The following is a 16475-nucleotide window of genomic DNA, read 5'->3' on the forward strand; positions in this document are numbered from 1 at the left end:
TCTGTCCTAAACAACTCAACCCTAAAAACAACGCACCGAGCGATTAACTCGGTGCGTCATATGTTGATTGCTGCGTATCTTACTGCATTTAGCTCTCGAAGATTGCATTGAGAGACAGGCCTTGCTTTTCCAATGAGCGGCGTAGCTTCTTTAACGCTTCAACCTGAATTTGGCGCACTCGCTCTCGGGTCAGCCCAATTTCTGCCCCAACCTCTTCTAACGTAGCGGCTTCATGGCCGCGCAGACCAAAACGGCGCACAACCACCTCGCGCTGTTTCTCACTTAACTCGTCCAGCCAGTGGTCAACGTGCTCACGTACATCGCCATCTACCAAGCACGCCTCGGGCCCAAGCACCTCATCATCGGCTAGCGTGTCGATAAGCGGCTTATCACTCTCTCCTCCCATGGGGTAATCCACGGAGGAAACACGCTCGTTTAGCCCAAGCATTTTTTTAACCGTTTCCACTGGCTTGTCGAGATGATCGGCAATCTCTTCAGCCGTTGCTTCGTGGTCGAGTTTTTGGGTAAGCTCACGAGCCGCTCGAAGGTAAATATTCAGCTCTTTCACTACATGTATTGGTAGCCGAATGGTGCGCGTTTGATTCATCAGCGCACGCTCTATCGTTTGACGAATCCACCAAGTGGCGTAAGTAGAGAAGCGGAAACCACGCTCTGGATCAAACTTCTCTACGGCTCGAATAAGCCCCAGATTACCCTCCTCTATCAAATCGAGAAGCGTTAGCCCACGATTAAGGTAACGTCTGGCTATTTTCACAACCAGACGCAAGTTTGACTCAATCATCCGCGAGCGCCCAAGCGGGTCACCCTTTCGCGCTAAACGGCCGTAATACACTTCTTCTTCCGGCGTCAATAACGGCGAAAAACCGATTTCATTGAGGTAAATCTGGGTTGCATCCAAGCTTTGAGTCGATTGACGCTCATCACGGCCCAGCGCTTTTTCGAAGGCCTCTTCTTCCGCCGCGACGTCAGCATCGGCGTCACCTATGGCTTCTTCAACAGCCTCAAGGTCAACTTCCTGTAGATCCTTCTCCAGCATACTCATGATATTACCCCCGTTAATTCGCCTAACCGCCATTTAGAAAATGTAAAGGTGGCCGCACTCCCTGTGCACATGCACCATTATTGTTATATGACGCCCTACTTCAGCTATCCGGGTTTCAAATAAACCTCGCTATGCTTGCTGAATCATTAGCGAGATGGCAGATAGTCCATCGGGTTTTGAGGTTGACCATCTCGACGCACCTCAAAGTGCAGTTTGACACTGTCTGCATCGCTATCCCCCATAGTGGCGATAACTTCTCCCGCTTCAACAACGTCATTCTCTTTAACACTTAAGCTATCATTATGCGCATAAGCACTCAGATACTGATCGTTGTGTTTAAGTAGTATTAGGTTACCGTATCCACGCACACCACTACCTGCATAGACCACAATACCAGGGCCAGCCGCTTTAACAGGTTGCCCCTTTCGGCCTGCGATATCAATCCCAGCCGTTATTGAACCACCCTGCCCGAACTCGCCTGTCACTTGACCAGACGTCGGCCACTGCCAGTTAACATTATCGACTGGCGTGAAGGTACGTGAGGAGCGGTCAACGCTGGCGGTTTGGCTGGACTGAGCCGTCTCAGTAGGCTGTGTTTCCACCGCGGGCGTCGGCTCTGGTTCAGGGGTCGGCTCTGGTTCAGGGGTCGGCTCTGGTTCAGGGGTCGGCTCTGGTTCAGGGGTCGGCTCTGGTTCAGGTGTCGGCTCTGGTGTTGGCTCAGGTTCTGGCTCAGGCTGCGTTGACGATGCCGTACTGCTAGTACTATCTGCGACTTGCTGAGCTGCCGCTACAGATGCCTGTTCAGCTCGTTCAGCCCTCTCGGCCCGCTCAGCCGTTAAACGCTGATTACGTTCAATCGCGCTCTCATCAGGAAGCAGCCAGTCTAGCTGCTGATCATTGCTGGCCACTGCCGTGGCTTGCTGATCCAGCCCTGTTGCAACAACCCCTGATGATGGACGACTAGGCGCTTGCTCGGATGGCTCGGCTGACTGACGACTAACCTCAGCAGCACCTTCTCGCAGGGCAATCGTCTGGCCTGGATGAATTTGAAAGGGTGCCTCAATATTATTGATTTTGGCCAGCTGGCGATAATCAAGATTATGCTGCCACGCGATACCGTACAAGGTGTCACCAGGCTTAACGGTATACTGCGGCGAGCTTTCAACCGCGCGGCGTGCCTCGCTTAAGTCGCGCACCTGAGGAGTGTTGTGCTGCTGACTAGCACAACCACTAACCGCCAGCGCTAGTACCGACATCATGAAAACCTTACGCATTAAAACCCTACTCCTTTTCAACGCCGCGTGCGTTTCCTGTTGATCTATGCTCGGCATAGTGCACTGCACGACGGTTTAATAACACTACCAATAGTGCGCCTGCTGCCATTAATGTAATAACGCCTATTGTCTGAGCCGATGCGCCGGACAATACCGCATAGTCACTAGGTAACAGATAACGGTGAGCCAACGGGATCATTTGCCCCTCAGGACCAAGCTGATAACGCAACAACTCTTTCCAAGGCCATAACACCGGTAACGAGCCAACAATAAATCCAAGCAAAAGCTGCAATGTGGAATCATGGTAACGGTGCAGTAACCACGACAGCAGCCGTGAGAACAGTGCCAAACCTATAATACACCCCATACCGAACAGCATGATAATACCGATATCGAAACTGCGGATAGCACCCATAATGGTGCCATAGAGCCCCATTGTGAGCAGCAAAAAGCTGCCTGAGACGCCAGGAAGCAGCATAGCACTGATAGCAATACAGCCTGCCACCATGACAACCAATGCCTCATTACCGATCAGCAACACCAACGGCATCATACCCGGCAGCGCTTTTGCCAACAGCAACCCCATCACCAGCGGCAACAAGTACCAAATTTTCCAGCCTCGCCCAGCCCTCCCTACAACAAATGCTGACGCCGCCACCAATCCAAAGAAGAAGCCTTCAATAAGCAGCGGGTGAGCCTCCATCAACCAGAGTGCTAAATGGGCAACGCTGAATAGGCTAACGCCCACTCCTAACAATAAAGGTAATAAAAAAGCGATGTTCAAATGTTGGGCTAATGCCGACCAACCACCACGCCGCCATGCCGTGACAGCAGTGGGGCCGAACTGCTTTATGGTATTGATTAGCTCTTCATAAATACCCGTAATGAAGGCTATAGTGCCACCTGAAACCCCGGGCACCGCATCCGCAGCTCCCATACCTGCGCCTTTTAAAAACAATCCTACAAATCGACGCTTCAATCCACCACTCCTTGCAAAAGGGGTACAAAACGCACGGGTTCAAGCCGTCGCTTCTCAAAAGCACTGCCCATGCGCTTTATTTGGGTAAGCCACTGACCACCATCGGGCTCTTCCAGAGGCGCAATCAGCACGCCATCATGACTCAATTGCTCCAGCAGTGCTTCAGGTAATGTTTGAGCGCAAGCCGTTAACAAAATCACGTCAAAGGGCGCTGCTGCTGGCCAACCTTCTCCACCATCGGCCACCGCCAGGGTAGCGGGCGCATCAAGCCGCCAAAGTCGCTCTGCAGCGCGCTGATGTAACGCATGAATGCGCTCAACTGAATATAGCGTTGGCACCAGTCTGGACAGGATCAGTGTTTGATAGCCTGAGCCAGTGCCTACTTCCAGCACACGTTTTGGGTCAGCCCGCAAAACAAGCTCTGTCATTCGCGCAACTGTCAGAGGTTGCGATAGGGTCTGACCAAACCCAATCGGCAGTGCAGTATCTTCGTAGGCGCGGTGAGCCAGCGCTTCATCCACAAACAAATGCCGTGGCTCACTGGCCATAACATCGAGCACCCGAGCCTCTTGAATTCCTTGCTGCGCAAGCCGCTCTACCATTCGGTCTCGAGTGCGCTGAGAGGTCATTCCTCTGCCACGCAGCTCTCTAGGTGACAGTTCAGGCAAAAGCATCCAACCAGTCCTGCACATCATTGCGCGCGGGGTGGCGCGTCAAATCGGTTTGAAGGGGTGTAATCGACACATAACCTGCCTCGATAGCAGCGAAGTCGGTATCCTCGCCATCATCTGCATTGGCCGCTACCGGCGCAATCCAGTAGCGAGTACGCCCACGCGGATCTTGCACGGGAACAGGCTTCTCCGCTGGGCCCCGATACCCCAGGCGGGTCACCTTAACACCTTTAATCTCTTCCCAAGGCACGTCCGGCACGTTGACATTTAGCAACGTGCGAGGCGGTAGCGATAGCTGGTCAGCAGCACCAATTAAGCTGGCAGCTACTTTTCCAGCCGTGCTGAAATACCGATTACCGCAAAGTGACATGGCAATGGCGGTCATACCTAAGTTACGGCCTTCCATCGCAGCAGCGACCGTTCCTGAATAAAGAACGTCATCGCCAAGATTACTACCATGATTAATACCTGAAATAACTAAGTCAGGCCGCTCATCCCAAATCCCGTTGACACCTAAATAGACGCAATCCGCTGGCGTGCCGTCGACACTATAAAAACCGCTATCAAGGGCGGTTAACGAAAGCGGACGCGAGAGCGTGAGCGAATTGCTGGCACCACTGCGATCGCGGTCAGGTGCTACCACACGCAAATTTGCATGAGCCATTAATGCGTCATGCAGCGCCCGCAGCCCTGGGGCATGAACACCATCGTCATTGGAAAGCAGTAGTCGCCGCATCAGCGTCTCCTTAATCAAAATCAGGGTGGTGAATTAGCTCACTGATAACGGCCGTTGCAAAGCTTCCTCGCGGCAAGCCAAACGAGAGTAGCACGGCTTCTGGCTCCCAGGTCAGCTGCGGCGAAATTAGTCGAGCACGCAACGCTCGGTGCGCCCTTTTCACGCCACTATCGACTAACCCTTTGCACAGCGTGGGATGGCGCTCCATCAGTTGCATTTCATAAGGAGCTACCTGCAAAGCAGCATGCTCACCTACTCCCCAAAGCACCCCCGTTGGGTGGATATCAAGCTCCACCGCTCGCTCTAATAGGCGCTCATCTACCGTATCAACCGTAAAAACGCTTTGAGTGCCCTCTAGCATTACCGTATCGCCCGCAACGGGCTGACGCCACGTACCATCACCCAAGCGCTCACTTAATAACTCATTAAACAAAAAGCTGCGGGCGGTGGAAAGCAGCATCCCTTGGCGATCATCGCGCTTGCGCCAGCCTTTGGCTAATAGCACTTGTGCACGCTGTAAATTGCGCCCCTCACGTCCAAAGCGCTGGGGACCAAAATAATTGGGAATACCTTGGCGACAAAGCGCTTCCCAACGATCAACAAAACGCCCCCCCTGAAGCGCTTCTCCACTAACCCGTAACGTGAAGTGGTTCGTACGATGAACACCGCGCTTTAGCTTTCGGGGGTGCCTCGCCTGCTCTAACACCGTAACACCCAATGCCGCTAATGATGCGCCCAAATCGCTTGGCGCCTCACGACCGGGTAAATGAACACTCAACCACTGCCGCGTCACTGCTACGCGATCTTTCATGCCGGAATAGCCGATATCCCGCGGCGTTACACCACACAGTCGGCTAACGCTCTTGACCACATCCAGTGTGGTTTGATGGCGTTTTTCAAGCCGCAACCACAGATGTTCACCGTGATCTTCAGGCATAAAATCCAGCTGCTCATCGACAATAAAATCCTCTGGACGGGCTCGGTAACAACCCGGCTTAGGCGTACCAAACTCAGCGTCCAAGAAGCGCCGCCAAGCGGGTAAATTAGGCATGCAACGCCTCGTGCTGCTCAATCAGTACCACAGCTTCAGCTGCAATCCCTTCGCCTCGCCCGGTAAACCCAAGCCGCTCGGTCGTGGTCGCTTTAACATTCACCTGACCGAGACTAATACCTAAATCTTCTGAAATCACCTTGCGCATGGCTTCTATGTGCGGGGCCATTTTAGGGGCTTGTGCCATTAACGTGGCATCCAGGTTAATGACGCAAAACCCTTCTGCACGAACCAGCTGAACCACATGGCGCAGAAGAGCACGACTATCCGCCCCAGCCCATTCAGGGTCGGTATCGGGGAAATGCCGCCCGATATCGCCAAGCGCACAGGCACCCAGCAGTGCGTCACTGACAGCATGTAGTAATACATCGCCATCCGAGTGGGCAATAAAGCCGTGCTCAAACGGCAACTTAACGCCACCAATCATCAAATGATCACCAGTGCCAAACCGGTGCACGTCAAATCCGTGGCCAATTCGCATTAACAACTCCTTTCAGAGACTTGTGCCAGAGCCTTGGGCCGCTTGTGAAGCCATGATTGCGGCAGCAAGGGCAAGGTCATCGGGGTGGGTTATCTTGAGATTATCACGCCGTCCGCTAACTAATCTTGGCGCTTCACCCAGCGCTTCAACTGCTGACGCTTCATCCGTCACAACGCGCTGATGATCGACTGCATGCTCAAGCGCCTGGCGCAACAAGGCATAGCGAAAGCCTTGTGGCGTTAACGCATGCCATAAACCGTCTCGTGACTCTGTTGCAGTACTCAACTGTTCAGCATTAGCGCGCTTCATGGTATCAGCCACTGGCATGGCTAAGAGCGCACCACTTGGGTGCTCATTAGCCGCATGGAGAAGTGCTAATAAGTCAGCCGATGTGACGCAAGGCCGCGCAACATCATGCACGATCACTACATCATCTTGTTGGGCTGTTATCGACTTAAGCGCGTTTAAAACGCTGTCCATCCGCTCAGCACCACCAGAGACACGTTGCCAATTCGCAAAAGGCACCCATGCTGAACTGAACCAGCAGTCATCATTATCTAAACACAATACAAGGTGTGCCGTGGGGAAGGCAGCGTAAAGCCGGCTAAGGGTATGGGCCAAAATGGGCTGCTCTCCCAACGCCAAGTACTGCTTAGGCTTAGTGGCTCCCATGCGCTTACCCTGCCCAGCAGCGGGAACGATAAGCCATAACGTGTTACTCATTCATTACTGCCCTTGCTCGGCAACCCTGGTTGGGTCACTAATCCGGCATTAATGCCCAGCAACTCGGTTTCAATCGCCACGCCCGGCACCCAGAAAAACTGTTCATCACTGCGCACCATGCCCATATCACTACGCGCGCGTTCTTCGATGGCATCCAAGCCCGTTTTTAAGTCAGTGACTTCTGCGGCTAGTCGAGCATTACGCTCGCGCATAGGCACATTGGCAGCCTCTTGAACGGCAACGCGTTCCTCTACCAGCTGCAAGTCTTGCCAGCCACCATTGCCGAACCAAAGCTGATAATTGAGAACCCCCAAGACGGCAAGCAGTGCAGCCATCAGCAATTTGTGCATCACCGCACTCCTTTTTAGCGCTGAACGGTACGTATTATGCCACTAAGGGCCATGTCCAGCGAACCACACCTTATGCATAAATAGTGCATTATTTAAACGGTAGTGCCTCGTTCGCCGCCTCACGGTACGCCCTAATATGCAGGCCTTCCTCCTGACAGAATTGAGCAACGCCTGCAGCTAAACCAGGATGCTCAAGGTAATGCAGCGAGCGTACCCGCTGTGGAGCGAACCCTCGCACCAGCTTGTGCTCACCTTGGGTACCAGGATCAAACAGACAAAGCTTATTTTCTAAGCAGTATTCAATTCCCTGGTAATAACATGCTTCGAAATGAAGGCAGTCAGCGACGACCTCACTCCCCCAATAACGCCCATAAAGCGTGTTTTCACCTCGAAAATACAGCGCCGCTGCAACCGGCTGACCATGCAATAGCGCCTGAACTAAAACAAGCGCATCGCGCATGGTATGGCGCAAGTGCTCAAAAAAAGCACTATTTAGGTACGGTGGTCGTCCCCGCTCATGGTAGGTGATCGTGTAGCAGCGGTAGAAGTGTGCCATTGCTTCCTGGGTGATCATATCTCCCTCTAAGCAGCTCAGGGTAAAGCCCTGCTCGGCGACCAAACGACGCTCACGCTTGATCATCTTGCGGCGTTTCGACGTAAGGCTCGCCAAAAAACCATCAAAATTACCAAATGCGCGGTCCCGCCACTGAAATTGAACACCTTCTCGAGCAATTAACTCTGGAAACTGACGCTGCCAGGCATCCACTTCGCCATCTTGCGCAAACAGTAGATGCCAGCTTGAAAGCCTGTGCTCTTCACAGTGAGCTTGCCAGGCAGCGGCTAGCACACCGCGCACATCGTCTGCATCGGCACTCTCAGCGATCAAGGTGCGTGTGCCAGGAACAGGCGTGAACGGAATGGCACTTAGTGCTTTTGGGTAATAGTGACCGCCTGCGCGCTCCAATGCATCAGCCCACCCCCAATCAAACACGTACTCGCCGTAGGAATGATGCTTTCGATACATGGGCAACGCGCCCACTAAGCAGTCATCTTGCCATACACTGAGATGACAAGGCTCCCATCCTGTGGCACTGCTGACAGAGCCGCTGCTCTCTAACGCCAATAAAAATGCATGGCGTAAAAACGGCTGATCATTGCTGACCAAGGCGTCCCATTGGTTAGCAGCCACCGCATCGATAGCGGGTAGCATAACGCATGACAGCGAGCGTGAAAGCATGATGCCTCCCTGGGCAGATCAGCAAGAAATCAGTGAACGACCTTACCACTAACGGTGGCCACTAGCGCTCTGTATACACTGTCATTTCTGTTCAGAGTGCGGTATTCAAGCGATGATATCGTGATCCCATTGTCCTAACGAACTGACCAAAGGAGCCGCTATGAAACGCGATTTAACGCGCCTATTTCACACCCAGCGTCACGCAGCTAGCCAGGCACCGTTCCCCACGCTTGGCACCCGTCGAGAGCGCCTGACACGTCTTGCGCGAATGACCAAGCAGCATCAGAAAGCCATCGTACGCGCTATTCAAGCCGACTTTGGTAAACGTAGCGAAACAGAAATACGTCTAGCGGAAATCAGCGCCGTATTACAGGCCGCTCGTTACGCACGTTGGCATCTTTGGCACTGGATGCGACCACGCCGCGCCGCTATGCCGTGGCGCTTATGGCCCGCCCGCGCGCGCATTGCCCCTCAGCCACTTGGCGTAGTCGGCGTTATGTCGCCCTGGAACTACCCGTGGAGCCTAGCGCTGATGCCTGCTATCGATGCTTTCGCAGCGGGCAATAGCGTCATGATCAAGCCGAGTGAGTACGCCCCTAATACCAGCGCCCTCCTGGCCAAACTGGTGCCACAGTATTTCACCGATGAAGAGCTGTGTGTTGTTGAAGGCGGCCCAGAGGTAGCAAAAGCATTCAGCGCACTGCCCTTTGATCATTTAGTGTTCACCGGCTCAACTCAAGTGGGGCGTCAAGTAGCACTTGCCGCTGCCGAACAACTAACGCCGGTGACACTTGAGCTGGGTGGTAAATCCCCAGCCATTGTGGCCGGAGATGCCGACCTGGATCGCGCGGCCGCCTCTATTATTTTCGGCAAGGGAATGAACGCTGGACAGACCTGTATTGCACCCGATTATGTGCTCGTGGAAAGCCGCCTTCTGGAAGCGCTTATCCAGGCGCTCAGCCGAGCCATTGAACAACAGCGACCCAGCGACAAAGAGGTCACTGGCTTCGTCAGCCCCCAGCACCAGCAACGAAGCGAGCGATTATTAGCGCAAGCAAGAGATCATGGCTGTCGTGTCATTGATGCCGGTCATCACGCACCTGCGCTGGTCATTGACCCAACCCAAGACCTTGAAGTGATGCGTGAGGAAATTTTTGGCCGTGCACTACCGCTTATCAGCGTTAAACATATCGACGACGCTATCGCCTTCGTTAACGCCCGGCCACACCCTCTGGCGCTCTATGCCTTCACCGACGATAAATTGCTTCAGAAGACTTTTCGCCACACCACGCGTTCGGGCGCGCTGGTATTTAACGAAACACTGCTGCATCACGCCGTTCCCTCACTGCCTTTTGGCGGTGTTGGCGAAAGTGGGACAGGCGCTTATCACGGCCGCCACGGCTTCGAGCGTTTCAGCCATTTGCGGGGCATTTTCTACCAGTCAAAACAATCCTCTAGCTCGCTGATAAGGCCGCCTTACAAACGCTGGTTATTAAAATTACTAAGGCTTGGCTAAAGCTTATTCATAAATACCCGATAATTATTACTATTCGCCAATTAATTACCTAGTTGAGCGTACTTTTGAACGAATTATTTTTTGGGACGCACAATGCAAGCCGCAGACTTTCCTGAGAATGAACACCAGCGCTTGGCGGCATTGCACGCTCTCCAGGTACTTGATACTCCCGCTGACGAAGCGTTTGACCGTATCACTCAGCTTGCTTGCGACCTTTTTGACCTGCCTATTGCGTTAGTTTCCTTAGTCGATGCAGAACGGCAGTGGTTTAAATCCCATCAAGGGCTGACAGCTAGCGAAACCTGCCGAGAGCTCTCGTTCTGTGCCCATGCAGTGGCAATTAACGACATGCTAGTTGTCGAAGAAACGCTTAACGACTTGCGCTTTACAGACAGCCCGCTCGTCACAGGACCACCGCGCATTCGCTTTTATGCTGGGCAGCCACTACAGCTGGCTGAAGGTTTGCCAGTCGGTACGCTGTGTTTAATTGATCGTAAACCGCGCTTATTTAGTCAGCGTGACCGAGCCATCTTAAAAAGCTTAGCGAGGCAAGTAGAAGAGTTACTTCGCCAGCATCAAATGCGTAGAGCCTTAGCGCAAACTACGCGTCGCTACGAGGCGCTGTTTAACGAAAGCGCCACCGGCATCGTACGTATTGACCGCTCAGGTAGCGTGCTGAGCATCAACCCTTTTGCACTAACAATGCTGGGGTACCAGCAGCAGGAAGTGGTCGGTAACAATGTGGCCATGTTTACGCCCAACACGATAAGTGCTCACCATGACAGCTTTCTTGCTAACTTTTTGGCGGGCAGCGAACCCAAGGTGATTGGTCGAGGCCGAGAGGTAGAGGCGCTACACAAAGACGGCCATTTAATCCCCGTCCATCTTGCCGTCAACGCCATTCATAATGAGCAGGGAGATGTTGCTGAGTTTTTGGGCATTTTGACCAACTTAACCGAGGTTTATAATGCCACCCAGCAAATTCATAAAGAACAAAGCCTGCTTAAAGTGCTTCATCAGGGCATTACAGACTACCAAGCACTAATGTCGGTTGAGCAGCTATGGACGTTTTTAATGGAAGCGCTGCGAGAGCTCACCGACAGTGATTACGCTATTATTGGGGAAGTGCTGCCAACCGACACCACCAATGCACTCAAAATACACGCTATCACTGACCTTTCATGGAGCGATGAGTCCAGGCATCTGATGGAGCGTTTACGCAGCGGCGATATGACGCTTACCAACCCCAACTCACTTTTAGGGCGCGTCTTTGCCCATGGCGATGTCATTATGACTAACGACGTTTATCGCCATACCAAGCGCGGCGGTTTCCCTCCGGGACATCCACGTTTAGACAATTACTTGGGCGTTCCTATTTTCAGCGGTGACGGCCTTATCGGCATGTTTGCTATTGCGAACAGTAAACAGCCCTTAAACCAGGCCCTTTTAGACTGGCTTCAACCTTTTACTGACACCTGTGCACTGCTCATTAATCTCTACCGCCAGATGGCCGAGCGTGAGCAAGTCACTTACGATTTGGCAACCGCCCGGGACCAGGCAGAGCAAGCCAACAAAGCAAAAAGCGAGTTTCTCTCTTCGATGAGCCACGAGTTGCGCACACCGCTTAATGCGATTATCGGCTTTGCTCAGCTACTTGCAAAAGGCCGACGCGACCCACTGAGTGAAAAGCAGCAGCGTCAAGTGGGGCAAATCGAGAAAAGTGGTCAACACCTGTTAAGCCTGATCAATGAGGTGCTGGACTTAGCGAAGATCGAAGCGGGTCACATGACGCTTTCGCTAGAACCTATGCTAATTGAAAACGTATTAGATGATGCCTGCACAACGCTAGAAGCCAACATTGGCGCAGCCAATATTACGCTGACGCGTGACTCATTGTCGCCACCCTGCATGGTGATGGCAGATTACACCCGGGTAAAACAAGTACTGCTCAACTTGCTTTCCAACGCGATTAAATACAATAGAGAAAACGGCACCATCCACGTCAATATTGAGCCGACCGGTAACGAGCTAAAGGTTAGCGTCATCGATTCAGGTCATGGCATTGCGCCAGAGCGCCAGCACGAGCTTTTTGAACCGTTTAACCGTTTGGATGCAGAACACGGGCCGATCGAAGGCACTGGCATTGGCTTGGCCATCACTCGTGAGCTGGTAGAGAGGATGAAGGGGCAGCTCGGTGTTGATAGTCAACCGAGTAAAGGCTCTACCTTTTGGTTTACGCTCCCTATTACCGAACACCTCGGTGAACACGAGCCACCATCTCACCGCAGCGCCATGGGCGCCACAGGGGATTCTCAGCGCGCATTTAACCTTCTTTATGTTGAAGATAACCCAGCTAACCAGCGGCTTATGGAAGATATTATCGATGACTTTCCTTCCGTACAGTTGCGGGTTGTGGCGAGCGCCGAGCTCGGCTTGGAGATCATGCGGCACTCACCGCCTGATCTTGTTTTAATGGATATCCATTTACCTGGCATAAATGGTTTCCAGGCGCTCGATATTATGCACAACGACTCAATACTAAAAGATATCGACGTGATTGCCTTATCTGCCAATGCGATGGAGCGTGATTTACATCATGGGTTGGCGGCAGGGTTTGCGGACTATCTCACTAAACCTATCGATATTGATAAATTGACCGCATTACTTAAGCGCTTTATTACCACTGCACCAAGGACGGCGCCATGAGTCTTACCCATAAACACCTCCTTGTAGTGGATGACAACCGCACTAATGTAGACCTATTGCTTGACCTGCTGGATGATCATGGTTTTGAAAATGTCCTCGGCTTAAGCGACCCTCGTAAAGTACTCGCGCATTGTAAGCAAACGCTACCGGATCTGATACTCCTTGATATTCGTATGCCCTATATGGACGGATACGCTGTCATCGCCCAGTTGCAGGAACAATTTGCCCACCGCATACCGCCAATCATCGTGCTCACTGCTCAAATTGATGATAAAACACGTCATCGATCGCTTGATATGGGCGTTCGCGACTTCGTCACTAAACCGTTCAAACATGACGAAGTGTTACAGCGCATCCGCAATACGCTAAACGTTGAGCACCGTTATCAAGTCCGCAATCAGCAGGCAGACACACTTGAGCGCATGGTGGCAAAGCGCACTAAAGAGCTAGACCGCCAGTCTCGTACCGATCCAATTACCCAGCTGGCTAATCGCCGCGCACTCACACAAATGCTTCGTGAAGCGGCAATGCGCGGCACGGGGACAGGCTTACTCTTCATTGCCCTAGACCACCTAGACGACGTCATTAAGCTGCATGGCTACGGCGTCGCTGATAGATTGATGGTTCATATCAGCCGTAAGCTTTCAGCCAAGCTCAGCAAGTCATGCCAAATAGGCTTGTGGGGGGGCAGCGAGATATTAGTCATTACAGACCACGCTGATCTCGAGGCGTTAAGGCACTCTGCTGCGCAGTTGTTGAGCTGCTTCGAGGACGACCAAGCGCTGGGAGACTTACTATTGCCCCTCAATGCCCGCATTGGTATTAGCTGGGCGGATGCCTATTTCGACATCGAACGCCTTGTCCATATGGCTGCCCTGGCGCTACCGCAGAGCGGCACGTTGCGCGTTCAATGCTATAACGAAACGCTAGAAGCACGGCAACGCCACCGTTTAAACCTCCAACAAGCGATTCGAAACGCTACCGATCGTGGCGAGATGTCGATAGCATTCCAGCCTAAGGTTTCGCTGGTAACCCAGCGCGTCATCGGTGCTGAAGCACTCCTACGCTGGCACCACCCTGAGCTAGGCAATATTTCACCAGCGGACTTTATTCCCCTAGCGGAAGCAAGTGGTGATATTCTGTCTATTGGTGAGTGGGTGCTTGAGAAAACAATGCAGTACATCTTGGAGTGGCGTGCAAAAGGTTTGCTAGACGATCACTTCCATATTGCAGTGAATGTGGCAGCGCGCCAATTGGCACGCAAAGACTTTGCCCAAACGTTGCTTGCCAAGCTGGCTGAATACGACATTCCTGCACGTTTTTTCGCATTAGAAGTCACCGAATCAGGCTTATTAAGTGATATGCACAATGCACGCACGCAGCTAGCTCAACTTGCCGAGATGAGCATTGCTGTTGCGATTGACGACTTTGGCACTGGGCACTCTTCGCTTGCCTATGTTAAAACGCTACCCTTCTCCACTCTGAAAATAGATCGTGCCTTTGTCATGGATTTAGAGTACGACGCGGTAGATCGGCATTTAGCCCTTACGATTACCCAGCTTGCTCATGCGGTTGGATGCGACGTAGTGGCAGAAGGCATTGAAACACCTGCACAGGCAGACTACTTACGTTCTATTGGCTGTGAAGCGGCGCAAGGGTATTACTATGCCCGTCCGCTAACCGCCGACGCTTTTTTTACGTGGTGCAACGAATGGGCACCCAACGCTCAAAAAACTATTGCCAGGGAGCTTGTTGATGGCGCACGACCTGCTTGACCGCTTACGCGAACGCTTAGAAGAACTAAACCGCTCAGAACGCAAAGTTGCCAATGTCATCCTGGAAGACCCTGCAGTGGCTACCAGTCTGAGCATCGCAAGCCTTGCCCAAGCAGCCAGCGTCAGTGAGCCTACGGTCAATCGGTTCTGCCGCAACTTTGGTGCCAAGGGCTACCCAGACTTTAAAATCAAACTTGCTCAAAGCTTGGCGGGCGGCACGCCCTATGTCACGCGGGCTGTCGAGCCGGGCGATAGCGCTTCGCAGTACACCCAGAAAATTTTTGGCGCCACCATTGCTGCTTTGGATGAAGCTCAGCGGGAGGTTGATATGACCGCCGTAGAACGCATGGTCGACTACCTCACCCAGGCGAAACAGATCCATTTCTTTGGTTTAGGCGCATCTGGTGCCGTTGCCCAGGATGCTCAGCACAAATTCTTCCGCTTCAACCTGCCCGTCGTCGCCTACGTGGATGTACTGATGCAGCGCATGGTGGCTGCTGCCTGCCATACGGGTGACGTCGTCGTGATTATTTCTTACACAGGGCGCACCAGGGAACTGGTCGATATCGCTCGGGTTGCTCGCGAAGCAGGCGCGGTAGTGCTCGGCATCACTGCCCCCCACTCCCCGCTTTCGTTAGAGTGTACCGCAACCCTTGAGGTAGCCACCCCCGAGGACACCGACCACTATATGCCCATGACCTCGCGGATGATTCAATTAACGCTGATTGATGCCCTAGCCACTGGGGTTACCCTAAGGCGCGGCGAAGACTTCTTGCCGCACCTAAAGAAAATCAAAGATAGCCTGCGTGAGACCCGTTTTCCCGTAGAGAAGGCGGGTAAGTAATCAGAAAGCCATCAATTAAATAACTTAACTGCTAACGGCAGTGGTAACCGTAATTTCTACTTTGAGTTCATCAGCAGGCAGTGGCGCGCATACACAGGTGCGTGCCGGTGCATAGCCCTCAGGTACCCACGCATCCCACACTTCGTTCATAGCGGCAAAATCACTACCGTCTTTGAGATAGATTGTCGCGCTCAATAGCTGCTCACGGCTAGAGCCAATCTCTTTTAGCAACGCATCAACCCGCGCCAACATGCTTTCGGTTTGCTCTTTAATCCCTTCGTGGCGCGCTTCGGGGCCGGTTACCTGGCCACACAAATAAGCCACCCCCTGGTGAATAACGGCACGGCTCATACGGGCTTTTGTATCATGGCGCTGAATTGTCATGGGTTAATCTCCTTAGCTAATCGAAAAATGCAGTGTAAACCGCTATTACCTTATTGCCTACGACTTCGTTATCAAGGGCGCTCTGTCGGGACGGGGCGGTGTTCGAAGACTCGCCGCAACACAAAACTGGTGTGGGCACCGGTCACGCCTTCAATGCGGTTAATAACGTGCAGCAGGAGGTGCTGATAGTCGTCCATATCACGAACCAGAATTTTCAGCTGAAAATCCGCTGCTTGGCCGGTAATAATTAAGCACTCAATGACGTTGGGAATTTTCCGGATATGTCGCTCAAAGTTGTCGAAACGTTCGGGGGTGTGCTGATCCATTGAAATATGTAACAGCACCATCAGCTGGTATCCCAACTGACGCGCATCAACATCGGCGCGATATTGGGTAATTAGCCCATGCTCCTCTAGTGCCCGCACCCGGCGCAAACAGGGCGAAGGGGAAAGCCCGATGCGTTCGGCTAACTCCTGATTACTAATGCGCCCCTCCTGCTGCAACACATTAAGGATATGGCGATCAAAACGATCGAGTTCCAGCGGCACCACGGACATAGCAAGCAGCCTCTACCAATAAAAAACAAATCAACGATATTTACTGCCAATTATTGGCGATAAAGCCACATTTTCGCAATAACCTTTCGCCCTACATCAAGTAAACTGTCCTCACTGTCACAAGCAGC

General features: G+C 52.6%; 16 protein-coding genes. 4 read left to right on the forward strand and 12 right to left on the reverse strand.

Annotation, left to right across the window (positions count from 1 at the left end):
- Positions 1–88 precede the first annotated feature (88 nt).
- The 10 genes from rpoS to HZS79_RS10615 all read right to left on the reverse strand — a co-directional run bounded on the left by rpoS (position 89) and on the right by HZS79_RS10615 (position 8565).
- The gene (gene rpoS / locus HZS79_RS10570; protein ID WP_162217780.1) at positions 89–1063 is read right to left on the reverse strand and encodes an RNA polymerase sigma factor RpoS; all 975 of its coding nucleotides are present in this window, start codon (positions 1061–1063) and stop codon (positions 89–91) included.
- 146 nt (positions 1064–1209) lie between these two features.
- Positions 1210–2337 (reverse strand): peptidoglycan DD-metalloendopeptidase family protein, encoded by a 1128-nt coding sequence (locus HZS79_RS10575; RefSeq protein WP_179927842.1) that lies wholly within the window; start codon positions 2335–2337, stop codon positions 1210–1212.
- A gap of 7 nt (positions 2338–2344) precedes the next feature.
- Complete coding sequence (locus tag HZS79_RS10580) at positions 2345–3316, reverse strand: DUF368 domain-containing protein (protein ID WP_162217778.1); 972 nt, start codon at positions 3314–3316, stop codon at positions 2345–2347.
- Entirely contained in the window at positions 3313–3990 is a 678-nt protein-coding gene (locus HZS79_RS10585; protein WP_162217777.1) for a protein-L-isoaspartate(D-aspartate) O-methyltransferase, read from the reverse strand. Before HZS79_RS10585 ends, HZS79_RS10580 begins: the two co-directional genes overlap by 4 nt.
- Positions 3977–4723, reverse strand: coding sequence for a 5'/3'-nucleotidase SurE (surE, locus tag HZS79_RS10590; protein WP_162217776.1), 747 nt, complete (start codon positions 4721–4723; stop codon positions 3977–3979). The genes HZS79_RS10585 and surE overlap by 14 nt, the downstream gene beginning before the upstream one ends.
- Before the next feature lie 10 nt (positions 4724–4733).
- A complete protein-coding gene (gene truD / locus HZS79_RS10595) occupies positions 4734–5774 on the reverse strand; it encodes a tRNA pseudouridine(13) synthase TruD (protein WP_179927843.1) in 1041 nt (346 codons plus the stop codon).
- Positions 5767–6255 carry a 2-C-methyl-D-erythritol 2,4-cyclodiphosphate synthase gene (gene ispF, locus HZS79_RS10600; RefSeq protein WP_162217774.1) on the reverse strand — a complete coding sequence of 163 codons (489 nt, stop codon included), beginning with the start codon at positions 6253–6255 and terminating at the stop codon, positions 5767–5769. Before ispF ends, truD begins: the two co-directional genes overlap by 8 nt.
- A 12-nt stretch (positions 6256–6267) precedes the next feature.
- The gene (gene ispD, locus HZS79_RS10605) at positions 6268–6978 is read right to left on the reverse strand and encodes a 2-C-methyl-D-erythritol 4-phosphate cytidylyltransferase (RefSeq protein ID WP_162217773.1); all 711 of its coding nucleotides are present in this window, start codon (positions 6976–6978) and stop codon (positions 6268–6270) included.
- Positions 6975–7328 (reverse strand): cell division protein FtsB, encoded by a 354-nt coding sequence (ftsB, locus tag HZS79_RS10610; protein ID WP_162217772.1) that lies wholly within the window; start codon positions 7326–7328, stop codon positions 6975–6977. Before ftsB ends, ispD begins: the two co-directional genes overlap by 4 nt.
- 88 nt (positions 7329–7416) lie before the next feature.
- On the reverse strand, positions 7417–8565 hold the full coding sequence (locus HZS79_RS10615) for a GNAT family N-acetyltransferase (RefSeq protein WP_179927844.1): 1149 nt from the start codon (positions 8563–8565) through the stop codon (positions 7417–7419).
- Between the two features lie 160 nt (positions 8566–8725).
- Here HZS79_RS10615 and HZS79_RS10620 point away from each other — a divergent pair, with 160 nt between their 5' ends.
- The 4 genes from HZS79_RS10620 (at position 8726) to HZS79_RS10635 (ending at position 15406) form a co-directional block, all read left to right on the forward strand.
- Entirely contained in the window at positions 8726–10081 is a 1356-nt protein-coding gene (locus tag HZS79_RS10620; protein ID WP_179927845.1) for an aldehyde dehydrogenase family protein, read from the forward strand.
- A gap of 93 nt (positions 10082–10174) precedes the next feature.
- Positions 10175–12787: an ATP-binding protein gene (locus tag HZS79_RS10625; RefSeq protein ID WP_179927846.1), complete on the forward strand. Its 2613-nt coding sequence runs from the start codon at positions 10175–10177 to the stop codon at positions 12785–12787.
- Positions 12784–14562, forward strand: a complete 1779-nt coding sequence (locus tag HZS79_RS10630) for a GGDEF/EAL domain-containing response regulator (protein WP_179927847.1) — start codon at positions 12784–12786, stop codon at positions 14560–14562. Before HZS79_RS10625 ends, HZS79_RS10630 begins: the two co-directional genes overlap by 4 nt.
- Entirely contained in the window at positions 14543–15406 is an 864-nt protein-coding gene (locus HZS79_RS10635) for a MurR/RpiR family transcriptional regulator (protein ID WP_162217767.1), read from the forward strand. Before HZS79_RS10630 ends, HZS79_RS10635 begins: the two co-directional genes overlap by 20 nt.
- 24 nt (positions 15407–15430) lie before the next feature.
- Here HZS79_RS10635 and HZS79_RS10640 read toward each other — a convergent pair whose 3' ends face one another.
- Both HZS79_RS10640 and HZS79_RS10645 read right to left on the reverse strand, forming a co-directional pair.
- Entirely contained in the window at positions 15431–15790 is a 360-nt protein-coding gene (locus tag HZS79_RS10640; protein ID WP_162217766.1) for a RidA family protein, read from the reverse strand.
- A gap of 71 nt (positions 15791–15861) precedes the next feature.
- Positions 15862–16347, reverse strand: coding sequence for an Lrp/AsnC family transcriptional regulator (locus tag HZS79_RS10645; RefSeq protein ID WP_162217765.1), 486 nt, complete (start codon positions 16345–16347; stop codon positions 15862–15864).
- Positions 16348–16475 lie beyond the last annotated feature (128 nt).

This window comes from Vreelandella zhaodongensis, assembly GCF_013415115.1.
Classification (GTDB): Bacteria; Pseudomonadota; Gammaproteobacteria; order Pseudomonadales; family Halomonadaceae; genus Vreelandella; species Vreelandella zhaodongensis.

Excerpts from the sequence above, each read along its gene's own strand:
- HZS79_RS10640 (WP_162217766.1), bottom strand. The coding sequence starts at position 15,790 with ATGACAATTCAGCGCCATGATACAAAAGCCCGTATGAGCCGTGCCGTT.
- ispF (WP_162217774.1), bottom strand. The coding sequence starts at position 6,255 with ATGCGAATTGGCCACGGATTTGACGTGCACCGGTTTGGCACTGGTGAT.
- truD (WP_179927843.1), bottom strand. The coding sequence starts at position 5,774 with ATGCCTAATTTACCCGCTTGGCGGCGCTTCTTGGACGCTGAGTTTGGT.
- ftsB (WP_162217772.1), bottom strand. The coding sequence starts at position 7,328 with ATGCACAAATTGCTGATGGCTGCACTGCTTGCCGTCTTGGGGGTTCTC.
- rpoS (WP_162217780.1), bottom strand. The coding sequence starts at position 1,063 with ATGAGTATGCTGGAGAAGGATCTACAGGAAGTTGACCTTGAGGCTGTT.
- HZS79_RS10585 (WP_162217777.1), bottom strand. The coding sequence starts at position 3,990 with ATGCTTTTGCCTGAACTGTCACCTAGAGAGCTGCGTGGCAGAGGAATG.
- ispD (WP_162217773.1), bottom strand. The coding sequence starts at position 6,978 with ATGAGTAACACGTTATGGCTTATCGTTCCCGCTGCTGGGCAGGGTAAG.
- HZS79_RS10630 (WP_179927847.1), top strand. The coding sequence starts at position 12,784 with ATGAGTCTTACCCATAAACACCTCCTTGTAGTGGATGACAACCGCACT.
- HZS79_RS10620 (WP_179927845.1), top strand. The coding sequence starts at position 8,726 with ATGAAACGCGATTTAACGCGCCTATTTCACACCCAGCGTCACGCAGCT.
- surE (WP_162217776.1), bottom strand. The coding sequence starts at position 4,723 with ATGCGGCGACTACTGCTTTCCAATGACGATGGTGTTCATGCCCCAGGG.
- HZS79_RS10575 (WP_179927842.1), bottom strand. The coding sequence starts at position 2,337 with ATGCGTAAGGTTTTCATGATGTCGGTACTAGCGCTGGCGGTTAGTGGT.
- HZS79_RS10645 (WP_162217765.1), bottom strand. The coding sequence starts at position 16,347 with ATGTCCGTGGTGCCGCTGGAACTCGATCGTTTTGATCGCCATATCCTT.
- HZS79_RS10635 (WP_162217767.1), top strand. The coding sequence starts at position 14,543 with ATGGCGCACGACCTGCTTGACCGCTTACGCGAACGCTTAGAAGAACTA.
- HZS79_RS10625 (WP_179927846.1), top strand. The coding sequence starts at position 10,175 with ATGCAAGCCGCAGACTTTCCTGAGAATGAACACCAGCGCTTGGCGGCA.
- HZS79_RS10615 (WP_179927844.1), bottom strand. The coding sequence starts at position 8,565 with ATGCTTTCACGCTCGCTGTCATGCGTTATGCTACCCGCTATCGATGCG.